This window comes from Pseudomonas sp. IT-P176 (genome assembly GCF_949767245.1).
In the GTDB taxonomy this organism is placed as follows: domain Bacteria; phylum Pseudomonadota; class Gammaproteobacteria; order Pseudomonadales; family Pseudomonadaceae; genus Aquipseudomonas.
The window spans coordinates 83,810-108,340 of the sequence record NZ_CATKPN010000057.1; the positions used below are offsets into that span (position 1 = coordinate 83,810).

General features: G+C 63.2%; 21 protein-coding genes. 14 read left to right on the forward strand and 7 right to left on the reverse strand.

The genetic code is table 11. The features are described from left to right. The first annotated feature begins 5 nt into the window (after positions 1–5). The 13 genes from ACM6IP_RS16850 (at position 6) to asd (ending at position 13,959) form a co-directional block, all read left to right on the forward strand. Positions 6–1,469, forward strand: coding sequence for an exopolysaccharide biosynthesis polyprenyl glycosylphosphotransferase (locus tag ACM6IP_RS16850; RefSeq protein WP_095169591.1), 1,464 nt, complete (start codon positions 6–8; stop codon positions 1,467–1,469). After that, positions 1,459–2,430 (forward strand): glycosyltransferase family 2 protein, encoded by a 972-nt coding sequence (locus ACM6IP_RS16855; RefSeq protein WP_414861908.1) that lies wholly within the window; start codon positions 1,459–1,461, stop codon positions 2,428–2,430. The genes ACM6IP_RS16850 and ACM6IP_RS16855 overlap by 11 nt, the downstream gene beginning before the upstream one ends. Then, positions 2,427–3,263: an NAD-dependent epimerase/dehydratase family protein gene (locus tag ACM6IP_RS16860; RefSeq protein ID WP_414861909.1), complete on the forward strand. Its 837-nt coding sequence runs from the start codon at positions 2,427–2,429 to the stop codon at positions 3,261–3,263. The genes ACM6IP_RS16855 and ACM6IP_RS16860 overlap by 4 nt, the downstream gene beginning before the upstream one ends. Then, positions 3,263–4,222 carry a glycosyltransferase family 2 protein gene (locus ACM6IP_RS16865; protein ID WP_414861910.1) on the forward strand — a complete coding sequence of 320 codons (960 nt, stop codon included), beginning with the start codon at positions 3,263–3,265 and terminating at the stop codon, positions 4,220–4,222. Before ACM6IP_RS16860 ends, ACM6IP_RS16865 begins: the two co-directional genes overlap by 1 nt. Further along, a complete protein-coding gene (locus ACM6IP_RS16870; RefSeq protein WP_159993424.1) occupies positions 4,212–5,687 on the forward strand; it encodes an O-antigen ligase family protein in 1,476 nt (491 codons plus the stop codon). Before ACM6IP_RS16865 ends, ACM6IP_RS16870 begins: the two co-directional genes overlap by 11 nt. Next, positions 5,684–6,919 carry a glycosyltransferase family 4 protein gene (locus ACM6IP_RS16875; RefSeq protein WP_095169596.1) on the forward strand — a complete coding sequence of 412 codons (1,236 nt, stop codon included), beginning with the start codon at positions 5,684–5,686 and terminating at the stop codon, positions 6,917–6,919. The genes ACM6IP_RS16870 and ACM6IP_RS16875 overlap by 4 nt, the downstream gene beginning before the upstream one ends. Then, the gene (locus tag ACM6IP_RS16880) at positions 6,916–8,037 is read left to right on the forward strand and encodes an acyltransferase family protein (protein ID WP_414861911.1); all 1,122 of its coding nucleotides are present in this window, start codon (positions 6,916–6,918) and stop codon (positions 8,035–8,037) included. Before ACM6IP_RS16875 ends, ACM6IP_RS16880 begins: the two co-directional genes overlap by 4 nt. A 21-nt stretch (positions 8,038–8,058) precedes the next feature. Then, complete coding sequence (locus ACM6IP_RS16885) at positions 8,059–8,679, forward strand: hypothetical protein (protein ID WP_159993418.1); 621 nt, start codon at positions 8,059–8,061, stop codon at positions 8,677–8,679. A 148-nt stretch (positions 8,680–8,827) separates the two neighbouring features. Beyond that, on the forward strand, positions 8,828–9,502 hold the full coding sequence (locus tag ACM6IP_RS16890; protein WP_414861912.1) for a polysaccharide biosynthesis/export family protein: 675 nt from the start codon (positions 8,828–8,830) through the stop codon (positions 9,500–9,502). Next, a complete protein-coding gene (locus tag ACM6IP_RS16895) occupies positions 9,489–10,631 on the forward strand; it encodes a hypothetical protein (protein ID WP_414861913.1) in 1,143 nt (380 codons plus the stop codon). The genes ACM6IP_RS16890 and ACM6IP_RS16895 overlap by 14 nt, the downstream gene beginning before the upstream one ends. Positions 10,632–10,643: 12 nt before the next feature. Then, on the forward strand, positions 10,644–12,161 hold the full coding sequence (locus tag ACM6IP_RS16900) for a GumC family protein (RefSeq protein ID WP_414861914.1): 1,518 nt from the start codon (positions 10,644–10,646) through the stop codon (positions 12,159–12,161). 103 nt (positions 12,162–12,264) lie between these two features. Then, positions 12,265–13,080: a thiosulfate sulfurtransferase gene (gene rhdA / locus ACM6IP_RS16905; RefSeq protein WP_095169602.1), complete on the forward strand. Its 816-nt coding sequence runs from the start codon at positions 12,265–12,267 to the stop codon at positions 13,078–13,080. An 18-nt stretch (positions 13,081–13,098) separates the two neighbouring features. Next, positions 13,099–13,959, forward strand: coding sequence for an archaetidylserine decarboxylase (asd, locus tag ACM6IP_RS16910; protein ID WP_414861915.1), 861 nt, complete (start codon positions 13,099–13,101; stop codon positions 13,957–13,959). A 121-nt stretch (positions 13,960–14,080) separates the two neighbouring features. Here asd and serB read toward each other — a convergent pair whose 3' ends face one another. Beyond that, a complete protein-coding gene (gene serB, locus ACM6IP_RS16915) occupies positions 14,081–15,295 on the reverse strand; it encodes a phosphoserine phosphatase SerB (protein ID WP_095169604.1) in 1,215 nt (404 codons plus the stop codon). Between the two features lie 134 nt (positions 15,296–15,429). Here serB and ACM6IP_RS16920 point away from each other — a divergent pair, with 134 nt between their 5' ends. Further along, positions 15,430–16,965 carry an AhpA/YtjB family protein gene (locus ACM6IP_RS16920; protein ID WP_320333499.1) on the forward strand — a complete coding sequence of 512 codons (1,536 nt, stop codon included), beginning with the start codon at positions 15,430–15,432 and terminating at the stop codon, positions 16,963–16,965. 270 nt (positions 16,966–17,235) lie between these two features. Here the strand turns inward: ACM6IP_RS16920 and ACM6IP_RS16925 are convergent, their stop codons facing one another. From ACM6IP_RS16925 to ACM6IP_RS16950, 6 genes are all read right to left on the reverse strand, one after another. Next, a complete protein-coding gene (locus ACM6IP_RS16925) occupies positions 17,236–17,949 on the reverse strand; it encodes a membrane integrity-associated transporter subunit PqiC (protein WP_414861916.1) in 714 nt (237 codons plus the stop codon). A gap of 176 nt (positions 17,950–18,125) precedes the next feature. After that, positions 18,126–20,390, reverse strand: a complete 2,265-nt coding sequence (gene parC / locus ACM6IP_RS16930) for a DNA topoisomerase IV subunit A (RefSeq protein WP_159993410.1) — start codon at positions 20,388–20,390, stop codon at positions 18,126–18,128. A gap of 10 nt (positions 20,391–20,400) precedes the next feature. Beyond that, positions 20,401–20,922: a TIGR02281 family clan AA aspartic protease gene (locus ACM6IP_RS16935; protein ID WP_095169608.1), complete on the reverse strand. Its 522-nt coding sequence runs from the start codon at positions 20,920–20,922 to the stop codon at positions 20,401–20,403. Continuing rightward, positions 20,919–21,902, reverse strand: coding sequence for an esterase-like activity of phytase family protein (locus tag ACM6IP_RS16940; RefSeq protein ID WP_414861917.1), 984 nt, complete (start codon positions 21,900–21,902; stop codon positions 20,919–20,921). Before ACM6IP_RS16940 ends, ACM6IP_RS16935 begins: the two co-directional genes overlap by 4 nt. Beyond that, complete coding sequence (parE, locus tag ACM6IP_RS16945) at positions 21,902–23,806, reverse strand: DNA topoisomerase IV subunit B (protein WP_414861918.1); 1,905 nt, start codon at positions 23,804–23,806, stop codon at positions 21,902–21,904. The genes ACM6IP_RS16940 and parE overlap by 1 nt, the downstream gene beginning before the upstream one ends. Positions 23,807–23,848: 42 nt before the next feature. Next, positions 23,849–24,457, reverse strand: a complete 609-nt coding sequence (locus ACM6IP_RS16950) for a YqiA/YcfP family alpha/beta fold hydrolase (protein WP_095169611.1) — start codon at positions 24,455–24,457, stop codon at positions 23,849–23,851. Between the last annotated feature and the right edge of the window lie 74 nt (positions 24,458–24,531).

A 24,531-nucleotide genomic window follows, 5' to 3' on the forward strand; every position in this document is an offset into this window, starting at 1 on the left:
ATTCCATGTCAGTTAGCGAAACGCTCCCGGGCGCCGCCCCGGACGCACAGGTGCAGGGTACGCGTGCTAAAAAAAGGGCCCGCCGTTTTGATGCCCCGGCCTTGGCTGGCCTGGAAATCCTCCTGACTCGGCTGGGCCGGGTGCTGGGAGGATTGCTCGCGACCGTGCTGCTCAACGTCCACTACTGGTGGCTCACGGATCGCTGGTGGGCCGATGCCTGGACGGTCGGTTTCGTGGTGGTCTGTGCCTCGGCGGTGATGCCCGTGCGGGTCTACAAAGGCTTTTCGCGCCAGGACCGCAAAGCCCTGCGCTGGGTCAGCTCGGTGCTCAACGGCGCACTGGTGACCCTGCTGGTGCTGGTATTCATGGAGATCGGCCAGATGCCGATGCTGGCTCCCTGGTCCTACCTCGCGCTGTTCATCATGCTGGTGCTTTTTGCGCAAGTAGCCGGTCAGTACGTGTCGCGCTACACCCGCTCCTGGGACCGCAAGCTGCGCCTGGTCATCGTCGGCGCAGGCGAGCAAGGCGTGGCGATTGCGCGCTACCTGACCGCCCGGGAACCGGAAATCGTGGTGATCGGTTTCATCGACGACCGCAGCTCGCGCATTGATACCTCCACCCTGCCGTTCCCCCTGCTCGCCGGGGGGACCGCGCAGCTGGACCAACTGCCACCGGACATCGACGGAGTGATCATCGCCCTGCCCAACCAGGCAGGCGACCGGGTCAGCTCGCTGGCCACCCGCCTGCGCGGGCAGATGGGCAATGTCTACCTCGCCCCCGAGGAGCCGGTGCTCGGCCATCCCTTCCTCAGCCGCCCGCACAGCGGACCCGGCAACATGTTGCTGCTGGGCATGAACCCCTTGCCTATCGAAGGACGGCTGATCAAGCGGGTGTTCGACATCAGCTTCTCGGCGGTCGTGCTGTTGCTGTTCCTGCCCATTGGCCTGGTGCTGGGCGCCCTGATCCGCCTGGAGTCGCCTGGGCCGGCGCTGTTCACCCAAGGCCGCTACGGCCTGCGCAACCGTCTATTCCAGATCTACAAATTTCGCAGCATGCGGTTCGACCCCACGCCCGGCGAAATCTGCCTGAACCAGCGCCAGGATGCCCGCGTGACCCGGATCGGCAACTTCATCCGGCGCACCAGCCTCGATGAGTTCCCACAGTTCATCAATGTGCTGCTGGGGGATATGTCGGTGATCGGTCCACGCCCTCACCCGCCGGGCGTCAAGGCCGGCGACCGCACCTACGAGAACGTGGTGGTGGACTTCGTCGAGCGCTACAAGGTGCGCCCAGGCATTACCGGCTGGGCCCAGGTCAATGGCTCACGGGGCAATACCTTCACTGAAGAGTCACTGACCGAGCGCTTCATCTTTGACGTGCAGTACATCCAGAACTGGTCGCCAGAGCTGGACTTGTGGATCGTGATCAAGACCATCTTTGGTGGGTTGGGAGGCAAGAATGCATTTTGAATCGATGCCCGTCGCCAGCCCGAACGAGGAAGCCAATCTGGGAATGCGCAGCAGCATCATCGTGCTGACCCTCAATGCCCAGGAGCACCTCAAGGCCCTGCTGCCGGCCCTCGCCGCCCTGAAACAGGCGCCTCGGGAGGTGGTGTTCATCGACTCCGCGTCCACCGACCTGACGCCGCAGATGATCGAGACCGCCGGGCATCGCCTGGTGACCATCCAGCGCAGTGAGTTCGGCCACGGCAAGACCCGCAACCTGGCGCTGCAGTTGTGCGCCGGCAGTGAGTTCCTGGTGTACCTCACTCAAGATGCCTGCCCCCAGGGCGATGATTGGCTGCAACGCTTGCTCAAGCCCTTTGCCGACCCACAGGTGGCCCTGGTCTACGGCCAGCAGCTACCGCGCCGGGAGGCCACCGACACCGAACGTTTTGCTCGCGAGTTCAATTACCCCGATCGCCATGAGCGCACGACCCAGGCAGACATCGCGCGTATCGGAATCAAGGCGGTGTTCTGCTCCAACTCCTTTGCCGCCTATCGTCGCGACGCACTGGAGGCCGTCGGCGGATTCCCCACACAGTTGCCCCTGGGCGAAGACATGGCCGCAGCCATCCGCCTGCTCGGCAAGGGTTATGCCCGGGTCTACGAACCCGCGGCCCAGGCCGTGCACAGCCACGACTACAGCATCAGCCAGGAATTCAAGCGCTACTTCGACATCGGCACCCTGATTGCCATGGACAGCGAACTGAGCAAGGCGCGCCTGTCGACGTCCGGCGAAGGCCTGCGGTTCGTCAAGGTCGAGATCCAGGCTGCACTCAAGCGCGGCCAGCCCCTGGCAGTTTTTTCCATCCTGCTGCGCACGGCGGGCAAGTACCTGGGCTACTGGCTCGGTGAGCGTTACCAACGGGTACCGCTGGCATGGCGCCGGCGGATGAGCATGCATTCAATGTTCTGGAACCAGCCATGAGCATTGTCGTCGTCGGGGATACCAGCCTGATCGCCCAGGCCTTGCGCCAGTGCGAGCAGACGGCTGGCTGGGGTTTTATCGGCCACCGCGAAGCCCTCGCAAGCGACACCTGGCTCGACGGTGTCAGCCAGGTGCTGAACCTGGCGTACAACCCGGCCCTGCGCAACGGCTACGAACACGCCCTGGACTTCGAACTGGCCCTGGCCCGGCGCATCGAACCGCTGCCGCAGGTGCGCTACATCATGGCCAGTTCACGCCTGGTGTACGGCCCCGCAATCAATGACCAGGCCTTGCACGAATCCCAGGAACCCCAGCCCGTGGCGACCTACGGGATCGGCAAACTGATCACCGAACGGGCGATCACGCAGATGCTCGGCGAGCGCCTGACCATCGTGCGCATGAGCAATATCTTCGGCTACGAACTTGAGGAAAGCCGGCGCAACTTCTTCGCCATCGCCTTGCGCAGCCTGCTTGGCCAGCAGCGCATCGTGCTGGACATGAGCCCCTTCGTCGAACGCGATTTCCTCCCCGTGGAAGTCCTCGCCAGTTGGCTGGCACGAATCGCCCAAGACCCGCAGCCAGGCATCTTCAATCTTGGCTCAGGCATCGGCACGCCCACCGGGCGTATTGCCCAGTGGTTAATCGAAGGTTTTGGCGGCGGTGAGTTGCTGGTGACCAACCTGCGCGAATTCGACGGGTTCCGCCTGGATATCTCCGCCGCCCGGGCCACCTATGGCATCCCGGGCCTGACTGCCACGGCGCTCAGGCAGCATTGCCAAGCCCTCGGCGCCCGTCTGCATGATGAGAGTCGATTGCTCCAGGGGGATGCGTGATGAAGACGCTCACGGTTTCCATCGTCAATTACCGCACACCGCAACTGGTGGTCGAGTGCGTGGCATCGCTCAAGCATTTCCCGCCCAGTCGGGCAACGCTGGCCATTGCCGTGGTCGATAACGCTTCGGGCGATGACAGCGTGTCGGTCATCGCCCAGCAGTGCCCGGACATTCAACTGATCGCCTCGCCGGACAACCTGGGTTTTGGCGGCGGCAACAACCTGATCCTGCGCGGCTTGCGCAGCGACTACGTGCTGCTGCTCAACAGTGATGCCCAGGTCGAGGCCGGCACCCTCGACCGGCTGATCGAAGTCCTCGAACTGCAACCGCAGGTGGGCGCGGTCAGTGGCCGAGTCGTCAATGCCAGCGATGGCGCCGACCAGGATTTCCCCTGCCGTTTCCCCAGCCTGACGCAGATGGTCAAGCGCATGCTGACCGGCCCGCAGTTCCCGGCCAACGGCCAGTCGGCCCCCATCAGCCTTGAGCGCCTGCATGGCGCCTGCATGCTGATCCGCGGCGAGTTGCTGCACAGCGTCGGGCTGTTTGACGAAGGTTTTTTCATGTACGACGAAGACGTCGACTGGTGCGTGCGGGCCCGCAACGCCGGCTGGGAGTTGCTGCTGGTGCCCGACGCGCGGATTCTGCACCACGGCGGCAGTTCCTCCGGACGCGCACCCGCTGGCCAGCGCCGCCAGGCGCCGAGTGAAACCGCACTGCGCATGCGCTATGAGCTGCGCCGCAGCCGCTATCGGCTGTACCGCAAGCACCGCAGCCTGGCCGAAGTGCTGCTGCTCAAACTGCTGACCGACCTGGTGATGCTGGCCGCCAGTGCCAAGACCCTGCTGGCCGCCGTCCTGCAGCCGGCGCGGCGCGAGGAAGCCCGGGCATTGCTGCGGGCCAATGCCCGGGTGATGTCGATCAACCCCCTGCGCATCGAGGTGGTTGACCATGGCGTTTGAGCCCTCACCCTACGAGCCCCTCGATGACCGGACTCAGCGCCGGGGCGTGGTGCTGGCCGGGGTTCTGGGGTTGGTGGTGGCGTTCACCACGGTCTACATGCCCCTGGCGGGCATGGCCTTGTCGTTGGCCTTCGGCGGCGTCCTGCTGCTGGCCCGCCGGCCGCAATGGTTATTCCTGGGTTTTGTGATCAGCCTGGCCATCCCGATCCAGAAGACCGTCGGTGGCATTCCACTGAACGCCGCCGATGCGCTTGTCGTGCTCTGGGCGCTGCTCTGGCTGTTCATGCTGCAACGCCCGCAAGCGCCGCACCTGGGGCGGATGCGCGTACCGTTCCTGATCCTCGCCATCACGCCCTTCCTGATCGCGGTGTTCCTCGCACAACTGGGCTCCATCGCCCCCGGCGCCAGCATCAAGCAGTCATTGCGGGTCGTCGAATGGTTCGTACTGTTGCCGGTGCTGTTGATGGTATTTCGCCCGGATCAGGACTTCTGGCGTTTCGCCGCGATCACCCTGATCTGCACTCCGGTCTTCTTTGCCATCGATGGCCTGGTGGAGTATGCCACCCACGGCCACACGCTCACCGGCATGCTGGGCATCCCGGTGCCTGGCCCCAGCGGTGACGAACCGGCGATCCACCACACCTTCGATATCTCCGGCCGGGCGGGCAGTTCCTTTGGTGGGGCGCAGGGCCTGGCCATGTACCTGGTGATGCTGCTCAGCATCTCCCTGGCGCATCTGCTGAACTCGCGCAGCGGTGGCCTGAGGGTCCTGGCGGGCCTGGGGATCGTCATCAGCATCGCCGGGATGATGGCCGCCCAATCCCGAGGCGGGCTGCTCGGGGGGCTGGCGTGCCTGTTGGCGATCTGCCTGATGCTGCGCCCGCAGCTGTGGAAATTCCTGGTGCTGGGGTTGATCGCGGTGGCCGTGATCGCCCCCATCGGCCTGGGTCTGTGGCCCAGTTGGGACGGCACCCTCAGCGGCCTGGTGCCGGGCCGCCCGGATGCGGTGATTGACCGCCTGACCATCTGGGGCGTGGTGCGTGACGTGTGGTTCGACAACCCGTTGATCGGGGTCGGGCTGGGCAATTTCCGCGATGAGTTCTACGCCCGCGGCGTAACCCTCAACGTCGAACTCGGCTACCAGTCGACGCATGCCCACAACACCTACCTGGAGCTGCTCGCCGACACCGGCGCCCTGGGGCTGCTCAGCTACCTGGCCTTCATTGTCATGGTCTTCCGGCAATTGATCCGGCGCTGGAAGCGCAGCGTTGGCGACCCCGGCGACACCTTCACCCTGGCCGCGGTGGGCACCCTGACCGCGTACTGCGTGTTTGCCATGGTCGACATGCTGCTGCTGCAAAACATGCACTTCACCCTGGTGCTGCTGCTGAGCCTGGGGCTGACCGACAGTACCGCCCGCGCCCTGGGGCTGACCGGCGTCAAGACTCAAGAGGTTGCTGGATGAAGATCATGCTGCTGGTCGAGGAACTGGGCATCGGTGGCCTGCCCAACTACGTGCTGGACCTGGCCCGGGCACTGAACGCCCAGGGCGACCGGACCCTGGTGGCGCACCAGGGGCAACAGGTCCCGGCGCACCTGGATTGCACCGGGGTGCAATTGCTCGGCCTGGGGGATGCCGATTCGCCCGGCCAGGCCCTGGAGCGCATCCAGGCCTGGGAGCCGGACCTGGTGCACGTGCACCTGTGCAGCGACAGCGACCTGCTGGCGGCATTGACCAACAGCGGCCTGGCGCTGATGCGCTCATTCCATGACTACACGTCGATGTGCCTGCGCCGCGGCCGTCGACGTTTTCCGGGAGATCGTTGCCAGCGCCCGCTGGACTGGTCCTGCGCCTTGAATGGTTGCCTGATCGGTCCGCCGAAAGCCGGTGGCCGTATGCCACGACTGATGGACCTGGCGGGCAAACTCAACGAACGCGGGATGTACCAGCGCTTTCGCGGGGCCGTGGTTGGCAGCCAGCATATGGGCCGGGTACTGCGGATCAATGGCTTCAGCGAGCAGCGGATCCATGTGGTGCCTTACTTCAGCCGGTTCGACCAACAGGCCCAGCAGCCGCAGGCCGTTGGCAAACCTGCCCTGCAAGGACGTCCCCTGCAGTTGCTGTTTGCCGGCCAGGCCGTCAAGGGCAAGGGCCTGGAGGTGTTGGTCAAGGCCCTGGCCGAGATCCAGGGTGACTGGCGCCTGGTCGCCATCAGCAGCGGCCCGCGCCTGGCTTCGGCCCGTGGTCTGGCGGAAAAACTGCAACTGAGCTCGCGCATTACCTTCATCGACTGGCTGGCCTCCGAAGAACTGGCCGGGCACTACCAGGGCGCCGACCTGTTCGTATTGCCTTCGGTGTGGGACGACCCCGGTCCCTTGGTGGGGATTGAAGCGATGGCCTTCGAGACGCCGGTACTGGCGTTCGCGGTCGGCGGCATTGCCGACTACGTGCGCGATGGCCACACCGGCCTGCTGGTCACCGATGTCAGTGTCAAGGGCCTCGCCGCCGGCCTGCAGCGCGCCCTGGACGAACCCGAACGCCTGGCGGTGCTCGGGCGAGCCGCCCGTGAGTGGGTCAAGGCCAACCACAGCCGCGACGGTCACATCCGCGCCTTGCGCGCGTTGTATGAGCAGTGCACCCACAACTTACCGGCCCATCCACCCCTGGGACTGATCTACGGGAGTGCGCGGGTATGACCGTATTGCGCCAGTTTGCCGGGTTCTACAGCAAGGCGATTGCGCCCTGGGCCGTGGCCAAGGGTGAGCTGCTCAGCGTCCAGCGCCTGCGTGGGCTGGCGGTGCTGATGGTGTTGGTGGTGCACGTCGAAGACATCGGCCGCAAGCTGCCGGTGATGGCCGACTTTCACAGCACCTACGCCATGCGCGTGGGGTATTCGGCCCCCGACCTGTTCTTCGTGATCAGCGGTTTCATCATGACCTACGTCTCGGCAGGCAGTGCGTTCCAGCCCAAGCGCTGGGTCCTGAGCCGGGTCTTTCGCATCGTGCCGCTGTACGTGCTGTTTACCGGGCTGGTGGTGCTGATGTGGCTGTACAGCCCGAGCATGACCATGGGCTCGGGCAGTCACGACTGGGTCAGCGCGCTGAAGTCGATGCTGATGCTGCCGCAAGCCGGCCTGCCGATCCTGTTCGTGGGCTGGACGCTGGAACATGAAATCGTGTTCTACACCATCGTCTTCCTGGTCATGCGTTTCAGCACGATCAACGCCTTGCCGTGGGTGATGCTGACCCTCTCGGTGCTGGCCCTGGTCAAATGGGCACTGCGGGTCCATGGCGGGATCGACTTCTGGGACTACCACCTGTTTTCGCTGTTCATCATCCAATTCACCATCGGGGTCGGGGTCTTCAAGATCTATCAGCGGGCCCGGGCCTGGGGCTTCTGGCCGCCCTTCGTGGCGGGCTGCGTCCTGCTATTGCTGGCGTCGATCTTCGCCGACTCGGGACAACTCAACCGCGAACAACCGATCCGAGTCCTGAGCTTTGGCCTGTCCTATGGCGCCTTCATGTTGGCCGGGCTGACCCTGGAATGGCAAAGCCGCACCAAAGGCCACGTGCCCACGCGCCGGGACTGGATGGTGCAGATCGGCGATGCCTCCTACGCGATCTACCTGACACACCCGTTCGTGCTCGCCAGTTTTGGCCGGTTGTTCAAGGTGGTCAGCGTGACCCCCTTCGGCGCGGTCGGAGTGGTGATCCTGGCGGGCCTGACTACGATTGGGGTGGGGTATGCCGTGCATGTGTTGCTGGAAAAGCCGGTCATCGAGATTGGCAAACGAATCACCCGAGCCATTGCATAAGCAACTAAGGAAGAATCAATCATGAATGCAATCAGTCATCCCATCGTGCCCTCTGCGGGTGTAGACGAGGCAAGACTGAGGTTTCCGATGCAGGAAATCATGGCCAGGGTCCTGCGCGACGCCACTGACGAGGCACTCACGCAACTGATGTTCATCGGTGTGGCGCGCAAGGTCGGCACCACCTTTGTCGCGCAGCAGGCCGCCAGCCACCTGGCGGCCGCCTTCGGCAGCGTGCTGGTGATCGAAGTCAGCGCCAATGTCGACGACACCGAAATGCTCGCCGGCGACCTCAAGCGCCTGCGGGTGCCGAACCATTCGGTGGTACGCATCAGCCTGTCGGTCAACAGTTGCCTGAAGCTGCTGGGCCACGGCGGTGAATCGCCGGCGAAACTGGCCGAGCGCCTGCGCGAGCATTTTGACCTGGTGCTCTGGGACATGCCGTCGCCGACCTTCGCCCCCGTGTCGATCGTTGCCGCTCGCCACATGAATTCGATTGTGCTGGTCGCACAGGCCAACAAGAGCCGACGCCATGCCGCCAAGTACGTATGCGACCGCCTCGAGGACAGCGGCGGCAACGTGCTGGGCGTGGTGCTCAATCGCACCCTCAACTTTATTCCGGAGTGGTTGTATCGCTGGTTGTAACCGTGGCCAAGAAAAACATGAATTTCACCTGGGGATAAGAACGGACATGGCGATCATGGACTGGTGTGGGGCGAGCGCGAAGTTTCTGCTAACCGCTGTACTGATGGGGGGCCTGCTGAGTGGTTGTACAACGATCAAGACCGAACAGATGGCTGGGTCGCAGACTTTGCCGCTGCTAGGCAAGGATGGGGTGGTGCCCGGCGGAAAATACCTGATCCGTCCCGGTGATGACCTGGACATCAAGTTCTACACCGCCAAGGACTACGACGAGGCGATCCCGGTGCGGCCCGATGGCTTCATCAGTATGCAGCGGGTCTCGGACATCAAGGCCGCCGGGTTGACGCCCGACGAACTGAGCGCGGCCATCAGCAAGGCCTACACGGGCAAGCTCAGTGATTCGAGCGTGTCGGTGATGGTCAAGTCCTTCAAGGGCTTTCGCGCGTACATCGGCGGCGAAGTGGCCAAGCCCCAGGTCATCCCCATGGAGGGTGGCATCACGGTGATGCAGGCGATCTACCGCGCCGGAGGCCTGCGTTACACCGCGCACCCGGAATCCGTGGTGCTGATCCGCAAGCAGGAAAATGGCGAGCCCAAGAGCTACCACCTGGACCTGAGCGACGAGGCCATCGAACTGGGCAAGAACGACATGGCCGTGGCTTTGCAACCCTACGACGTGATCTATGTCCCGCGCTCGCCGATTGCCAACGCCAACCTGTGGGTGACGCAATACATCACCGACCTGCTGCTGTTCAAAGGCATCAACTTCGGCTTCTCGGTCAACCGCAACTACAACAGCGGGGACAGTTCGGATGGCACCTTCTAATCCACGCGTGAGGCTCTGGAGCAGCCTGCTGCTGGGGTTGCTCGCCTGTTTGCTGGTGCCCGTGGCGCAGGCCGAGATGAAATACGGGATCAACGCCAAGTGGGGCGGTGGCGGCTACGAAGAGCTGGTCGCACGCTTTGCCCTGGCCCGTTCGCTGGGCGTCAAGCAGGTACGTATCGACTGGGAGTGGCGCCTGGTGGAAGGCCAGAAAGGCGTCTACGACTGGACCCCGATGGACAACCTGGTCAAGGCCGCCGCCGAGCAGGATATCGAGCTGTTGCCGATCGTCCACTACGCGCCGAACTGGGCCCTGCCAATGCTCGCCTTCAAATCCAGTGGCACCTACGAGCTGGCGCCTTCGAGCGACTACTACGACAACTTTGCCGCGTTCATCAAAGCCTGTATCGAACGCTACGGCCCCGCTACCAAGGCCGGCATCACCTACTGGCAAATCTGGAACGAACCCAACACCCCGCAATTCTGGGGGCCGTCGCCCAAGCCCAAGGACTTCGTCAAGATGATGAAGGCCGTGAGTCACGCGGTGGCGGAACAACGGCCGAGCATCAAACTGGTACACGCCGGTATCTCACGCAATGACATCACCTACCTGTGGATGCTCTGGGATATCGACCCCTCCTACGGCGAGTACTTCGACATCCTGGCGGTGCACCCGTACCTGTTCAACAAGGACGCCAGCGGCATCAACGCGCCCCAGGACATGGACGCCGACGAAAGCAGCCTGGCCAAGATGGGGTTTGTCGGCAGCAAGGAAGACAACACCTACCTGGGCAAACTCTTCAACCTGCAACTGTTCATGCACCTGCGCCAGTCGAGCAAGCCGATCTGGATCACTGAGCTGGGCTATGTGGTCGCCGCGCCACCCCTGGGCGTGACCGAAGCCCAGCAGAGCGCCAAGACCAAGGCCACCCTGGACTACATCAACCAGCACCTGAGCGGCAAAAGTTTCGGCAAGGGCTTGCGCGGTGACCTGCCGGCCGATGTCGAGCGGGTCTACTGGTTTTCACTGGAGGATTACGAGTCCCCCGATGGCCTGGGGAATTTCGGCCTGATTCGTGCGGACGGTACCGAGCGGCCCGCCGCCGCCGTGTATCGCCAATACGCCCAATAAGAGGGGATGAACATGAGTATCCGCGACGTTCTTAATATTCTCTTCAAGCGGCGTTATGTCGCGATCTGCTTCTTCCTGGCGGTGTTGATCGGTGGGTTTGTCGGGCTCAAGGTGTACCCGGCAACCTACGACGCCACCGCCCGCCTGCTGGTGCGCCTGGGCCAGGAAGACATCTACATGCCGGTGCTGAGCAGCAGCCAGTTCCGCACGCCGATGATGTCGGTGGTGCGCGAAGAACAACTGCACTCCGAAGCCGAGATCATCACCAGCGAAGGCCTGTCCGAACAAGTGGTCGACAAGCTGACACCGCAAGTGCTGTTTCCCGGCATCGACATCAACCATCCCTGGTATTCCCCCAAGGGCTGGCTGCAGATGGCTACCCAGACCTACGCCGGTCTCGAGAGCTTCTTCTTTCCGCAATCAGGCAACCGCGACCTGCGCAGCAAAGCCATCTCGCGCTTGCAGAATGACCTGAGTGCAGAACCGGTCAAGAGCTCCAACATCATCGAGGTCACGCTCAAGAGCAAATCGCCGCAGGCCGCCGCATTGGGGGTCAACGAGCTGGTCAAGCACTACCTCACCGAACGGGTCAGGGTTTACCAGCGCGAGCAGACCGGCTTTATCTCTACCCAACTGGAAGAGCTCGACGGCCAGATCAAGGGCATCGAAGGCACCCTGGAACACTTCCGCAATGACCGGCAGATCATGGATGTCGACCTGCAACGCAGCATGCAGATCGAAAAGCTCAAGGACGCGCGCAAGAACATCGATACCACCTCTTTGATGGTCGAGCAGACCGACAAGCAGATCGGTGTTCTTCGCAGTCAGTTGAGCGGCTTGCCCCAGGTGACCGAACTCGACGGCCAGCAAGGCTCCAACAGCTACGCCCTGAGCGAGATGAACAAGCAGCTGACTGACCTCAAGCGCCAGGAGGCCGACACCATCGCACGGCTGTCGCCGAGCGATCCGAAGGTCAGCTCACTGCGTGAACAAATCACCGTGGTCGAACGCGGGATCGCCGAACAACGCGGCCAGCGCGACACCAACTCGCGGCGCGGGATCAACCCGCTCAACGCCCGCGTGCGCGATGACCTGATGAAAAGCGAGGCGGCCATGGCCGGTTATCGCCAGGGCCTGGCCACCCTCAAGGAGCAGGAGGCGGCGGATGTCACCCGGCTCAACGAAATCAACAACGTCGAAGCCCAGTTCAAGGAACTGGAGCAGAAACTCGGGGTACTGCGCGACAGCCGCAAGCTGTACCTGGAGAAACTCGAGGAGACCCGCTTCCTCAACGAGCAGGCCAGCTCGCAGATCGGCAACGTCTCGGTAGTGAGCTGGGCAACCGTCAATACCAAGCCGGTCAGCCCGAAACTGTGGATGGTGTTGATTGGCGTGCTGGTCGGTGGCTTGCTGGGCGGGATCGGCCTGGCCTTCGTGATCGAGTTCTTCGACGACAGCCTCAAGTCCGACTCGGACGTGCGCCGCTACCTGGGCCTGCCGGTGATCGCCAAGGTGCCGAACCTGGGATGACCCCTGGGGGGCGAGCCTGCTCGCCCCCCCTCCCTCATTGATCACAAGCCCTCTGTTAGTGCTTGCGCTACAATCGTCTCCCTTTGTGCTCTGGAGACCTCACATGCCTGACTTCTCTGGCTTGCCGTTGGTGATCGAGCCGGGCGACCTGCGCGCCCGCCTCGACGCCCGCGAACTGATCCTGGTGGACCTGACCAGCAGCGCCCGCTATGCGCAAGGGCATATCCCCGGCGCACGCTTCGTCGACCCCAAGCGCACCCAACTGGGCCAGCCGCCAGCACCGGGCCTGATGCCGTCACAGGCGGCACTCGAAGCCCTGTTCGGCGAGCTGGGGCATAACCCTGATGCGGTCTACGTGGTGTACGACGACGAAGGCGGCGGTTGGGCCGGGCGCTTCATCTGGCTGCTGGATGTCATCGGTCACCACCGCTATCACTACCTCGACGGTGGGTTGCTGGCCTGGCAGGCCGAAGACTTGCCGCTGTCTGGCGAGGTTCCGGCGGCGGTCGGCGGCCCAGTCGGGCTGACCTTGCACGAGGGCCCCACGGCCACCCGCGAGTACCTGCAAAGCCGCCTCGGCGCCGCCGACCTGGCGATCTGGGATGCACGCGGCCCGCTGGAGTATTCCGGGGAGAAAGTCCTGGCGGCCAAGGGCGGGCATATTCCCGGGGCGATCAACTTCGAGTGGACCGCGGGCATGGATCAGGCGCGTCAGTTGCGCATCCGCAGCGACATGCCGCAGATCCTCGAGCAGCTTGGCATTACCCCTGACAAAGAAGTGATTACCCACTGCCAGACCCACCACCGCTCTGGCTTCACCTATCTGGTGGCCAAGGCACTCGGTTATCCGCGGGTCAAAGGCTACGCCGGTTCATGGGGCGAATGGGGCAACCATCCCGATACGCCCGTTGAGATTTAAGGTTTTTAAGGACAGTTAATGAAAAAGCGTTTGTTTATCCTCAGCCAGTACCTGCTGCCCCACCACCTGCTCTCGCGTCTGGCCGGCTGCATTGCCGAATGCCGCGTGCGCTGGTTCAAGAATGCCTTCACCGCCTGGTTCGCCAAGCGCTACCAGGTAGACATGTCCCAGGCGCTGGTCGAAGACCTGACCGCCTACGAGCACTTCAACGCGTTCTTCACCCGCGCCTTGAAAGACGGTGCTCGGCCACTGGACCAGACCCCGGGCGCGATCCTCAGCCCGGCCGACGGTGCGGTCAGCCAACTCGGTCCGATCGAGCACGGCCGTGTGTTCCAGGCCAAGGGCCACAGCTTCAGCGTGCTGGAACTGCTGGGTGGCGACACCGCGAATGCCGCGCCGTTCATGGGCGGCGACTTCGCCACCATCTACCTGTCGCCCAAGGATTACCACCGCGTGCACATGCCGCTGGCTGGCACCCTGCGCGAAATGGTCTACATCCCGGGGCGGATCTTCTCGGTCAACCAGACCACCGCCGAAAACGTACCGGAACTGTTTGCCCGCAACGAACGTGTGGCCTGCATTTTCGACACCGAGCGTGGCCCGATGGCCGTGGTCCTGGTGGGTGCGATGATCGTTGCCTCGATCGAGACCGTCTGGGCCGGGCTGGTCACGCCACCCAAGCGCGAACTGAAGACCTTGCGCTACGACGAAGCCGCCCGCGCACCGATCCACCTGGAAAAAGGTGCGGAGCTGGGTCGCTTCAAGCTGGGTTCGACGGCTATCGTCTTGTTTGGTCCGGACCAGATCCAGTGGGCTGAAGAACTGGCAGCAGGTTCGCCAGTGGTGATGGGCCAGGGTCTCGGCTCACCAAAAGCCTAAAGTCCACGCTGTACCTTGTGGGAGCGGGCTTGCCCGCGAAAGCGTCGGCACAATCAACATAGATGTTGAATGTACCGGCCTCTTCGCGGGCAAGCCCGCTCCCACATTTATAGGTGGTGTATCAGAGTTGACCGTCGCGATCGCGGAACCCCAGCAGATACAGGACTCCATCCAGCCCGAGGGTGGAAATCGCCTGTTTGGCCGACTGCTTGACCAGCGGCTTGGCGCGGAACGCCACACCCAACCCGGCAATCGCCAGCATCGGTAGATCGTTGGCCCCGTCACCGACCGCAATGGTCTGTTCCAGACGCAATCCTTCCTTGTGCGCCAGTTCGCGCAGCAGATCCGCCTTGCGCTGGGCGTCGACAATCGGCTCGACCGCCACCCCGGTGACTTTGCCGTCGACCACTTCCAATTCGTTGGCAAACACGTAGTCGATGCCCAGCTTGGCTTGCAGCTGCTTGGCAAAGTAGGTGAAGCCACCCGACAGGATCGCCGTCTTGTAACCCAGACGCTTGAGCTCGGCGAACAGGGTTTCGGCGCCTTCGGTCAAGCGCAGCGAGGCGCCGATGGAATCCAGCACACCGACGTCCAGGCCCTTGAGCAAGGCCAGGCGTTCCTTGAAGCTGGCACGGAAATCCAGCTCGCCAGCCATGGCCCGCTCGGTGATTTCAGACACCTGCTCACCGACGCCGGCCGCCTTGGCCAGTTCGTCGATGACTTCGGCCTCGATCAGCGTCGAGTCCATGTCGAACACCGCCAGGCGACGGTTGCGGCGAAACAGCGAGTCTTCCTGGAACGCGATATCGACGTTCAACTCCTGGGCCACGCTGAGGAACTCGGCCCGCAGCGCTTGCGGATCAGCCGCCTCGCCGCGCACCGAAAACTCGATGCAGCCCTTGCCCTTGTCGGCCGGAGTGTCCAGCGGCATGCGCCCGGACAGGCGGTCGATATGGTCGATGTTCAGGCCGTACTTCGCGGTGATCGAGCTCACGCTCTGCAATTGCTCGGCTGTCACTTTGCGCGTCAGCAGGGTCACGATGTGGCGTTTTTTACCCTGGTTGCCGACCCATTGCTGGTAGTCCTCTTCGGAAACCGGGGTGAACCGTACCTGCTGATCAAGCTTGTAAGCCGTGAACAGGATGTCCTTGAGCACCGACTTGCCTTGCTCGGTGTCGGGAATTTCAACCAGGATGCCGAACGACAGGGTGTCGTGGATCACCGCCTGGCCGATGTCGAGAATGTTCACACCACCCTGGGCCAGAACACCGGTAATGGCCGCAGTCAGACCCGGACGGTCGACTCCCGTGATGTTTATCAGGACGATTTCGCGCAAGGCGCACCCCCGCAAGTGGAAAAAAACCGCATTCTACCCACATTCAGTGACCATCGGGCACAGCGAGCGCTTTGCCGGTCTGGGGGCTATCGCTATACTGCGCGTCAACTCCACGGACAAAAGAGCCGAGCTCAGTGAACCGGCCCACGCCAGTCAAACCCGATAACTTCTTCCTGCTGATCTTCCGTGCACTGCGCCACCGCCGTGTACCGATTGCATTGCGCATTGCCAGCCATAACGTGATCCTGGTCGCATTGGCCCTGGTGATCTACGCCTGCGTGATGGGTCTGCAGTTCAAACAGGCAATGCACGAACAGGCCGATGCCCTGGGTCAGAGCCTGACCACCCAGACGGCAACCTCGGCCACCGAGCTGCTGGTGTCCAACGACATCCTCAGCCTCAACGTGCTGCTGAACAACCTGACCAAGAACCCCTTGGTGGCCCACGCCGCTATTTATAGCGTGGACAACCGGATCCTGGCCGAGGCGGGGCAACGTCCCAAGCAGGGCCTGTTGGGCGAAACCCAGGGCATGTACGAGAGCAAGATCACCTTCCAGGACGTGTCGGCCGGGCAACTGCGCATCAGCCTGGACATGCAGCAGTTCGAACAGCCGATGACCATCAGCCTGCAGAGCATGGGCATTCTCAGCGCCATCCTGTTGGCCCTGGCCTTGGCCCTGAGCCTGCGCCTGGGGCGCAACATCTCCACGCCACTCCTGCAATTGCGGGTGTGGCTGCGTGACATCGACGAACACACCCCGGCCACCCAGCGCCAGGACGAGATCGGCGACCTGGCCCGCCAGTTGCACGCCAGCTTTGCCCCTGAGCCGGTAGCGCCGGTGGTGGTTGACGAGCCGGAAATCGATGAACTGGACGATGTCGAGGACGACGAGCCAGCGTTCGAAGTGCGCAACCTGCGGGACCCGAGCTTCGATGAAAGCGCCCCGGTGGCCAGCCTGAAAGCGGCGCCCCGGCACGTGATCAGCGCCGAAGAAGACGAAACGGACGACGATGAAGACCCGTTCGCCGATGTTCGCGACAGCGCCACCAGCGCGGTAGTCGTCAAGCCACAGCCCAAGGTCGTCGCCTCCAGCCAGCCGCAGTTCAGCGCCGTGCTCGCCGTGCAACTGGGCGCCCAGGAGCAGCTGCGGCGCCTGCCGCGGGCACGCCTGACCGAGTTGTTGGACCGCTACCGCGACTGCCTGGACCAGGCTGCGTCGCTGTACGAGAGCGAGCTGCACACGCTCAACGACGGCAGCACCCTGATGCTGTTCCACACCCAGGACAGCGGCGAAGACTACCTGACCAACGCCATCTGCTGCGGTGAGCTGTTGCGTGCCCTCGGCCATCAGTTGCAGATCGAAGTCGCCGACAGCGGCATCACCCTGCAATTGCAACTGGGCCTGACCCTGGGCGAAGAACTCTTCGGCCTGAGCCAGATCGACCTGCTGTTGACCGAAACCGCCCAGGACGCTCTCGCCCTCTCCCAGCACAGCCGTAACCTGCTGCTGGTGGAGCGCAAGATCAGCGACGACGCCTTGATCCGCCAGCGGGCCCGCATCCGTCCGATCGCCAGCCCTGAAGGTGCCTGCTGCGTCGAGCGCCTGATGGAACCCTACCCTTCGATGCTGGAGCGGCAACTGGCGCGCATGCACGAGACCCGCGCCTAAGCCCGACCGCGCCACACCCAAGCCCGCAGCCGAGTAATCGCCTGCGGGCTTTTTATTGCGTCCCGCAGTTGCCAAGGGGGGGGCAGCTCCATTGGACCAGGTAGGAGCGAGCTTGCTCGCGAAGAACCCAAGAACAACGCGCTGATTCAGACAATGCACGTCATCGTTAACGTCCATCGCGAGCAAGCTCGCTCCTACAAGCAGCAGTTTCGGGGTCGGCAGAAACAACAAAACCCGCACGGGGCGGGTTTTGTGGGGGCGACGTGCAGCTTAGAAGCGGAACACTTCCATGTCCGTGCGAATAGGCGCGGCCATCGGAATCTTCGGCTGTTTCTCACGTTCGGCGGGCACCGTGGGTTTTGCCGCAGCAGGCTTGCGTGGAGCTTCGGCAACAGGTGGCTGGTTGGCCAGCGGCTTCAGGGCCACCGACAACTGCTCGGCCAGGCGCTGCAACAGCACGCCCTGGGCTTGGACCTGTGCAGCGGTGCCGCCGGCATGTTGCTCCTGCAGGTGAATGATGCGGTTATCGCGGACCTGGCCGCGACGGTCGATCAAGCGCCACTGGGCATCGAGCACCGCCGGTTGCGATTCGCCGGAGTCCAGGCGGGTAATCGACAGCAATACCTGCACGTCCGGGGTGAACCCCAGGGTCGCCGGTGCCAGGACCACGCGTTGGCTGTCCAGCTGACCCGCGACCTGACGCAGCAGCAACTGATTGATGTCCGAAGACAGGCTGCCCGCCCAACGACCATCGGTCGACGCTTGCAGGCTGCCGTCCGGTTGACGCTGCAACAGGGTTTCACGCTGCAGGTAATCGGCAATCAACACCGGACCCAGCAACACCGCCATGCCTGAGCTTTGCGCAGGCTGTGCCGGGGTGCCGCTGTCCAGCTGATACAGCGACACCGGCTGGTGAACGCTGCAACCCGCCAGGCCAAGAACGCCAGCGAGCAACAAAATTAGAGGAAAGCGCAGAACAGTCATCATCCCATCCAGGTGACGGCCACAAGGCCAGCCACTGTGAAAATACTCAAAAAATATGAAGAACGCTCGACCACGCCGGCGCTTGAAAGGCCATATCATCCGTGAATATGCCTTGCGACTCCAGCGCGAAAGCATCGATCTACGCGTTAAATCGTAGATCGAGCGCTCTAGACCGCTTAATTGAGAGTTTCTACCAATAGTGCATCGACCCGCTGGAAGCCCCGCGGCAGTTTATTGCCCCGGCGTCCACGCTCACCCTTGTAGTGCTCCAGGTCATCGGCCTTGAGTGACAGTGTGCGCTTACCGGCCTGCAATACCAGCGTCGCGCCTTCCGGCAGCACCGCGATATCCGTGACATATTCCTCGCGGTTAGCTACACGTTCGCCGGGGATACCGATGATTTTGTTGCCTTTACCCTTGCCCAGCTGCGGCAGGTCGCTGATTTTGAAGATCAGCAGGCGACCTTCGGTCGTCACCGAAGCCAGCCAGTTCTCGTCACGGTCTGCGACCGGACGCGGCAGGATCACCTTGGCGTTGTTCGGCAGGCTCAACAGCGCCTTGCCCGCCTTGTTCTTGGCTTGCAGGTCCTCGCCCTTGACCACGAAGCCGTAACCCGCGTCGGAGGCGATCACGTACAAGCCATCATCCTCTGGCATCAGGACACACTCGAAGGTCGCACCCGGTGGCGGAGTCAGACGGCCGGTCAACGGCTCGCCCTGGCCACGGGCCGACGGCAGGGTGTGGGCCGGCACCGAGTAACTGCGTCCGGTGGAGTCGATGAACACCGCAAACTGGTTGGAACGACCGGCAGCAGCAGTCTTGAAACCGTCCCCGGCCTTGTAGGAAAGGCCGGTTGCATCGATATCGTGGCCCTTGGCCGAGCGTACCCAGCCTTTTTCCGACAGCACCACCGTAACTTTCTCGTTCGGCAGCAGATCATGCTCGGTCAGCGCCTTGGCTTCGGTGCGCTCGACAATCGGCGAGCGACGGTCGTCGCCATACGTCTCGGCATCCTTGAGCAGCTCGGTGCGTACCAGCTTCTTGAGCTTGGCTTCGCTGCCCAGCAGGGCTTGCAGCTTGGCCTGTTCCTTGAGCAGTTCGTCCTGCTCGTCGCGCAGCTTCATCTCTTCCAGGCGCGCCAACTGACGCAGGCGCGTGTCAAGGATGTAGTCGGCCTGGATTTCGCTCAGGGCAAAACGTTCGATCAGCTTGGCCTTGGGATGCTCCTCGGTGCGGATGATGTGGATCACTTCATCCAGGTTGAGGTAGGCAATCAACAAGCCGTCCAACAGGTGCAGGCGACGCTCGACCTTGTCCAGGCGAAACTGCAGGCGGCGACGCACCGTGCGCACCCGGAACTCCAGCCACTCGACCAGCAACGCGCGAAGGTTCTTCAGCTGCGGCTTGCCGTCCAGGCCAATGATGTTGATGTTGACCCGGTAGGTGGACTCCAGCTCCGTGCTGGCGAACAAGTGCTGCATCAGGGCTTCATGATCGACCCGGCTGTTGACCGGAATGATCACGATCCGGCACGGGTTCTCATGGTCGGACTCATCACGCAGGTCGGCGATCTGCGGAGCCTTGGACGGCTTGGCCTGCATCATCGCGGCAATCTGCTCCAGCACCTTGGCCCCGGAAACCTGGTGCGGCAGCGCGGTGACGATGATGTCGCCGTCTTCGACGTGGTACACGGCGCGCATGCGCACCGAGCCCTTGCCGGTCTCGTACATTTTCAGCAGGTCGGCGCGCGGCGTGATGATTTCCGCCTCGGTCGGGTAGTCCGGGCCCTGGATGTGCTCGCACAGTTGCTCGACCGTAGCCTTGGGCTCATCGAGCAAGCGCACGCACGCCGTGGCGACTTCGCGCAGGTTGTGCGGCGGGACGTCGGTGGCCATGCCCACGGCGATGCCGGTGGTGCCGTTGAGCAGGATATTCGGCAAGCGTGCCGGCAACACCAGCGGTTCATCGAGGGTGCCGTCGAAGTTCGGCCCCCAGTCGGCGGTGCCCTGCCCCAGCTCGCTGAGCAATACTTCGGAGTAACGCGACAGCCGCGCTTCCGTGTAACGCATGGCGGCGAAGGATTTCGGATCATCCGGCGCACCCCAGTTACCCTGGCCGTCCACCAGCGTGTAGCGGTAGCTGAACGGCTGGGCCATCAGCACCATGGCCTCGTAGCAGGCAGAGTCGCCGTGCGGGTGGAACTTGCCGAGCACATCACCGACGGTACGCGCGGATTTCTTGTGCTTGGAGTCAGCGTCCAGCCCCAACTCGCTCATGGCGTAGACAATACGTCGCTGCACCGGCTTCAGGCCGTCGCCGATATGCGGCAGGGCCCGGTCCATGATCACGTACATGGAGTAGTTGAGGTAGGCATTTTCGGTGAAGTCGGCCAGTGAGCGGCGTTCTACGCCGTCCAGGCTGAGATCCAGGGAGTCGCTCATGCGGGCCTCATCATTTCGTGGTCTGGCGCAGCAGCAAGGTGCCACCGCGCTGGGTAAATTCGAGTTGTTTCAGGGCGCTCATGCCCAGCAGCACTTGATCGCCGCTCAAGCCTGGCGCCACCAGGGCGCGCACGTCATGCAAGACAATGTCGCCCAGTTTCAATTGTTGCAGTCGGGTCCGGTAGCCCTGGCTGCGGCCGTTGGCCGTGCTCAGGGTGACCGCGGCACCTTTTTCCAGATTCAGCCGTTGGGCCAGGCCGGCCGGGATCGACACATCGGTGGCCCCAGTATCGAGCATGAAGTTCACCGGCTGACCGTTGATCTGGCCATCGGCAACGAAGTGTCCCTGGCCATTACCCACCAGCTTCACCTCGATAAACCCCTCACCCTGCTGCGAACTGACCTGGGTGTTGGGATTTTCCTGGCGCTGTTCCCAGTCGCCGAAAAACCGCGTTGCCAGGAACAGCCCGGCACACCAGGCGAGCACCAGCAGCACCCGGCCGGCGCGTTTTCCCGGCGCCTGCTGACTCATGACTTGGCGCTCCAGCCACCCTGCGGCGCAGCGAAGCGCCAGACGATCGGACGGACTTCGCCGTCAGCCCGGGCGCCGTTGTTGTTGTCGATGCCGATCCAGGCACCTGAGGCGTCGATCACCAGCGCCTCGGCCAGGCCGTAGGCTTGCGGATAACGCCGCGGCGCCTGCAAGGCATCGGCGGCATACGACCAGCAACGCTCGACCAGGGCCGTCACCGCGTCACGGCGGCAGATTTCATAGGCGTTGCGCTCCAGGGTAAAGAGCTTGCCGTCGAACCACGCCAGGTCGGCGAAGTCCCGGGACACCGGCCGGGCATGGGGAAACTGCGCCGGTTGCATCTGTGTACCGGCTTCGCTGAGCAGCACGCAGGCACCGTCGCAGTCCCACACGGTTTGTTGCCGCTTGAGCCGCAACAGCCCACGTCGCTCACGCTCGGCCGCCAGCCACAGCTGGTTGCCCTCAGGGTCGACAGCCAGGCCTTCAAACAGCGCATTGAAGTGCAGCAACATGCCACTGGCCCGCGCTTCGCGCACCAGCATCGGGGAAATCTTCAGCCATTGCGCGGCGCCCGTCGGCGGCACCTGCAACACCGCTGCATGGGCCTCGCTGACGATGTAGCGATTGCCGGCCTTGTCGCAGCTGATGCCCTCGAAATCGAAGTTACCACCGCGCACGATCGACGACGCCCAGGTGCGCGACTTCAGCCCCCAGGGCAAGCCGTTGTCAGGCACCGGCGGCACGTCGACGGGCACCGCTTCGGCCTGCCAGACACCCTCGCCGGTGGCGAGACGGTATATCTGCCCATCGTCGCGATCGGAAACAGTCCACAGTTCATTGCCGCATTGCGCCAGGCCCGACAGATTGCCGCCGTGCATGCCTTGCACGGCATGCTCGGACAGCATCGTCAGCTCAGGCACCGGCTGCGCGAACGCAGCCCCTGCCAGCAACAACCATGGGAGGGCAAAACCGCTCCGCATCAGGCCAGAACCTCGGCCAGGTTGCCCTTGGACTCCAGCCAGGACTTGCGATCACCTGCACGTTTTTTCGCCAGCAGCATGTCCATCATTTCCGAGGTGGCGGCAAAATCATCCAGGGTCAATTGCACCAGGCGCCGGGTGTTCGGGTCCATGGTGGTTTCGCGCAGTTGCGGCGGGTTCATTTCACCCAGGCCTTTAAATCGGGTGACCTGGGGCTTGCCGCGTTTCTTCTCGGCCACCAGGCGGTCGAGAATGCCATCGCGCTCGGCTTCGTCGAGGGCGTAGTAGATTTCCTTGCCCAGGTCGATCCGGTACAACGGCGGCATCGCCACGTAGACGTGACCGGCATCCACCAGCGGGCGGAAATGCTGGACGAACAAGGCGCAGAGCAAGGTGGCGATGTGCAGACCGTCGGAGTCGGCGTCGGCGAGGATGCAGATCTTGCCGTAGCGCAGTTGGCTCATGTCCGCCGCGCCCGGATCGACACCAATGGCGACGGCGATGTTGTGCACTTCCTGGCTGGCCAGCACTTCGCTGCCGTCCACTTCCCAGGTATTGAGGATCTTGCCGCGCAGCGGCAGGATCGCCTGGAACTCTTTGTCCCGCGCCTGCTTGGCCGAGCCGCCGGCGGAATCACCTTCCACCAGGAACAGCTCGGAGCGCATCGGGTCCTGCCCGGCGCAGTCGGCGAGCTTACCCGGCAGGGCCGGCCCCGAGGTAATGCGTTTACGCTCGACTTTCTTGCTGGCCTTGAGGCGACGGCCGGCGTTGTTGATCGCCAGCTCCGCCAGGAGCATGCCGGTTTCCGGGTTGGCGTTGAGCCACAGGCTGAACGCGTCCTTGACCACCCCGGACACAAACGCCGCCGCCTCGCGGGACGACAGGCGTTCCTTGGTCTGGCCGGAGAATTGCGGCTCCTGCATTTTCATCGACAGGACGAACGCGATGCGCTCCCAGACGTCTTCCGGCGCCAGCTTCACTCCACGCGGCAACAGGCTACGGAACTCGCAGAACTCGCGCATCGCATCGAGCAGGCCCTGACGCAGACCGTTGACGTGGGTACCGCCCTGCGCCGTGGGGATCAGGTTGACGTAGCTTTCCTGCACGCTGTCGCCGCCTTCGGGCAACCACAGCAGCGCCCAGTCGACCGCTTCCTTATTACCAGCCAGGCTGCCGCAGAACGGCTCGTCCGGCAGGCGCTCGAACTCACTGACCGCGTCCACCAGGTAGGAACGCAGGCCGTCTTCGTAGTGCCACTCGACTTTTTCGCCGGTGGCCTTGTCTTCAAAACTGACCAACAGCCCCGGGCACAACACGGCCTTGGCCTTGAGCACGTGCTTGAGGCGGCTGATGGAGAATTTCGGCGAATCGAAATACTTCGGATCCGGGGCAAAGAACACGCTGGTACCGGTGTTGCGCTTGCCGACACTGCCGACCACTTCCAGCTCGGTTTTTTTGTAACCGTCGGCGAAAGTCATCTGGTATTCGTTGCCGTCACGCTTGACCCGCACCCGGACATCGGTCGACAGGGCGTTGACCACCGAAATGCCGACCCCGTGCAAACCACCGGAGAACTGGTAGTTCTTGTTGGAGAACTTACCGCCGGCGTGCAGTTTGGTGAGGATCAGCTCGACGCCCGAGACGCCCTCTTCCGGGTGGATATCCACCGGCATGCCGCGGCCATCATCGCTGACTTCCAGCGAGTGGTCGGCGTGGAGGATGACCTGGACCGATTTGGCGTGCCCGGCCAAGGCTTCGTCGACACTGTTGTCGATGACTTCCTGGGCAAGGTGGTTCGGCCGACTGGTGTCGGTGTACATGCCGGGGCGTTTACGCACCGGGTCGAGGCCCGAGAGGACTTCGATGGCGTCTGCGTTATAAGAGCTAGCGCTGGGAGTGGCCATGGGGTCTCGTCGTCAGTCGTTCATGAAAATAGGGGCAAGGGTTCACAGTGCTGTGAAATCGATCGCCTGGTACACATCTGCGCCAATGCCGGCAAAACTCAACAGGGCCGGCATCTGTCCGGCAAATCCCTGGAAACTATGGTCGCCGCCGGCCTGGATGCGCAACGCACAGGCTCGGTAATACTGTTGGGCGAGGCGATAGTCCAGCGTTTCGTCGCCGGTCTGCAGCCACACCTGGTAGCGCCGTGGGTCCTGGGGCGCCGGCACTTCCAGCTCGGCCAGGGCCGTGATGTGGTCGTGGGTCAATTCCCAGGTCTGTTCGGTATACAGGTTTTGCTGCGTCCCCAGGTAGCCGTCGAACATCCGGTGCGGACTGACGGCAGGGTTGACCAGCAGGGCCTTGAGGCCATGGAGCTCGGCCAAGTGAGTGGCATAGTAGCCGCCGAGTGAGCTGCCGACCAGCAGTGGCCGTCCCAGCTCGGCAATCGCCTGCTGTAACTGACCGATGGCCTCACGCGGGTGATGATGCAGGGCCGGAACGCGCAATTGGTCAGCCAGCCCCAGACGCTCCATCACTCCGATCAGCTGGCTGGCCTTTTTCGACGCAGGCGCGCTGTTGAAGCCGTGGATGTAGAGGATCGAACCGGACATTTGAGCTCCCTGGCGGTCGGCAAAAGAAAGCGCAGTTTACAGGGAGTCGGGCATATCGCGAGCAGGCTCGCTGC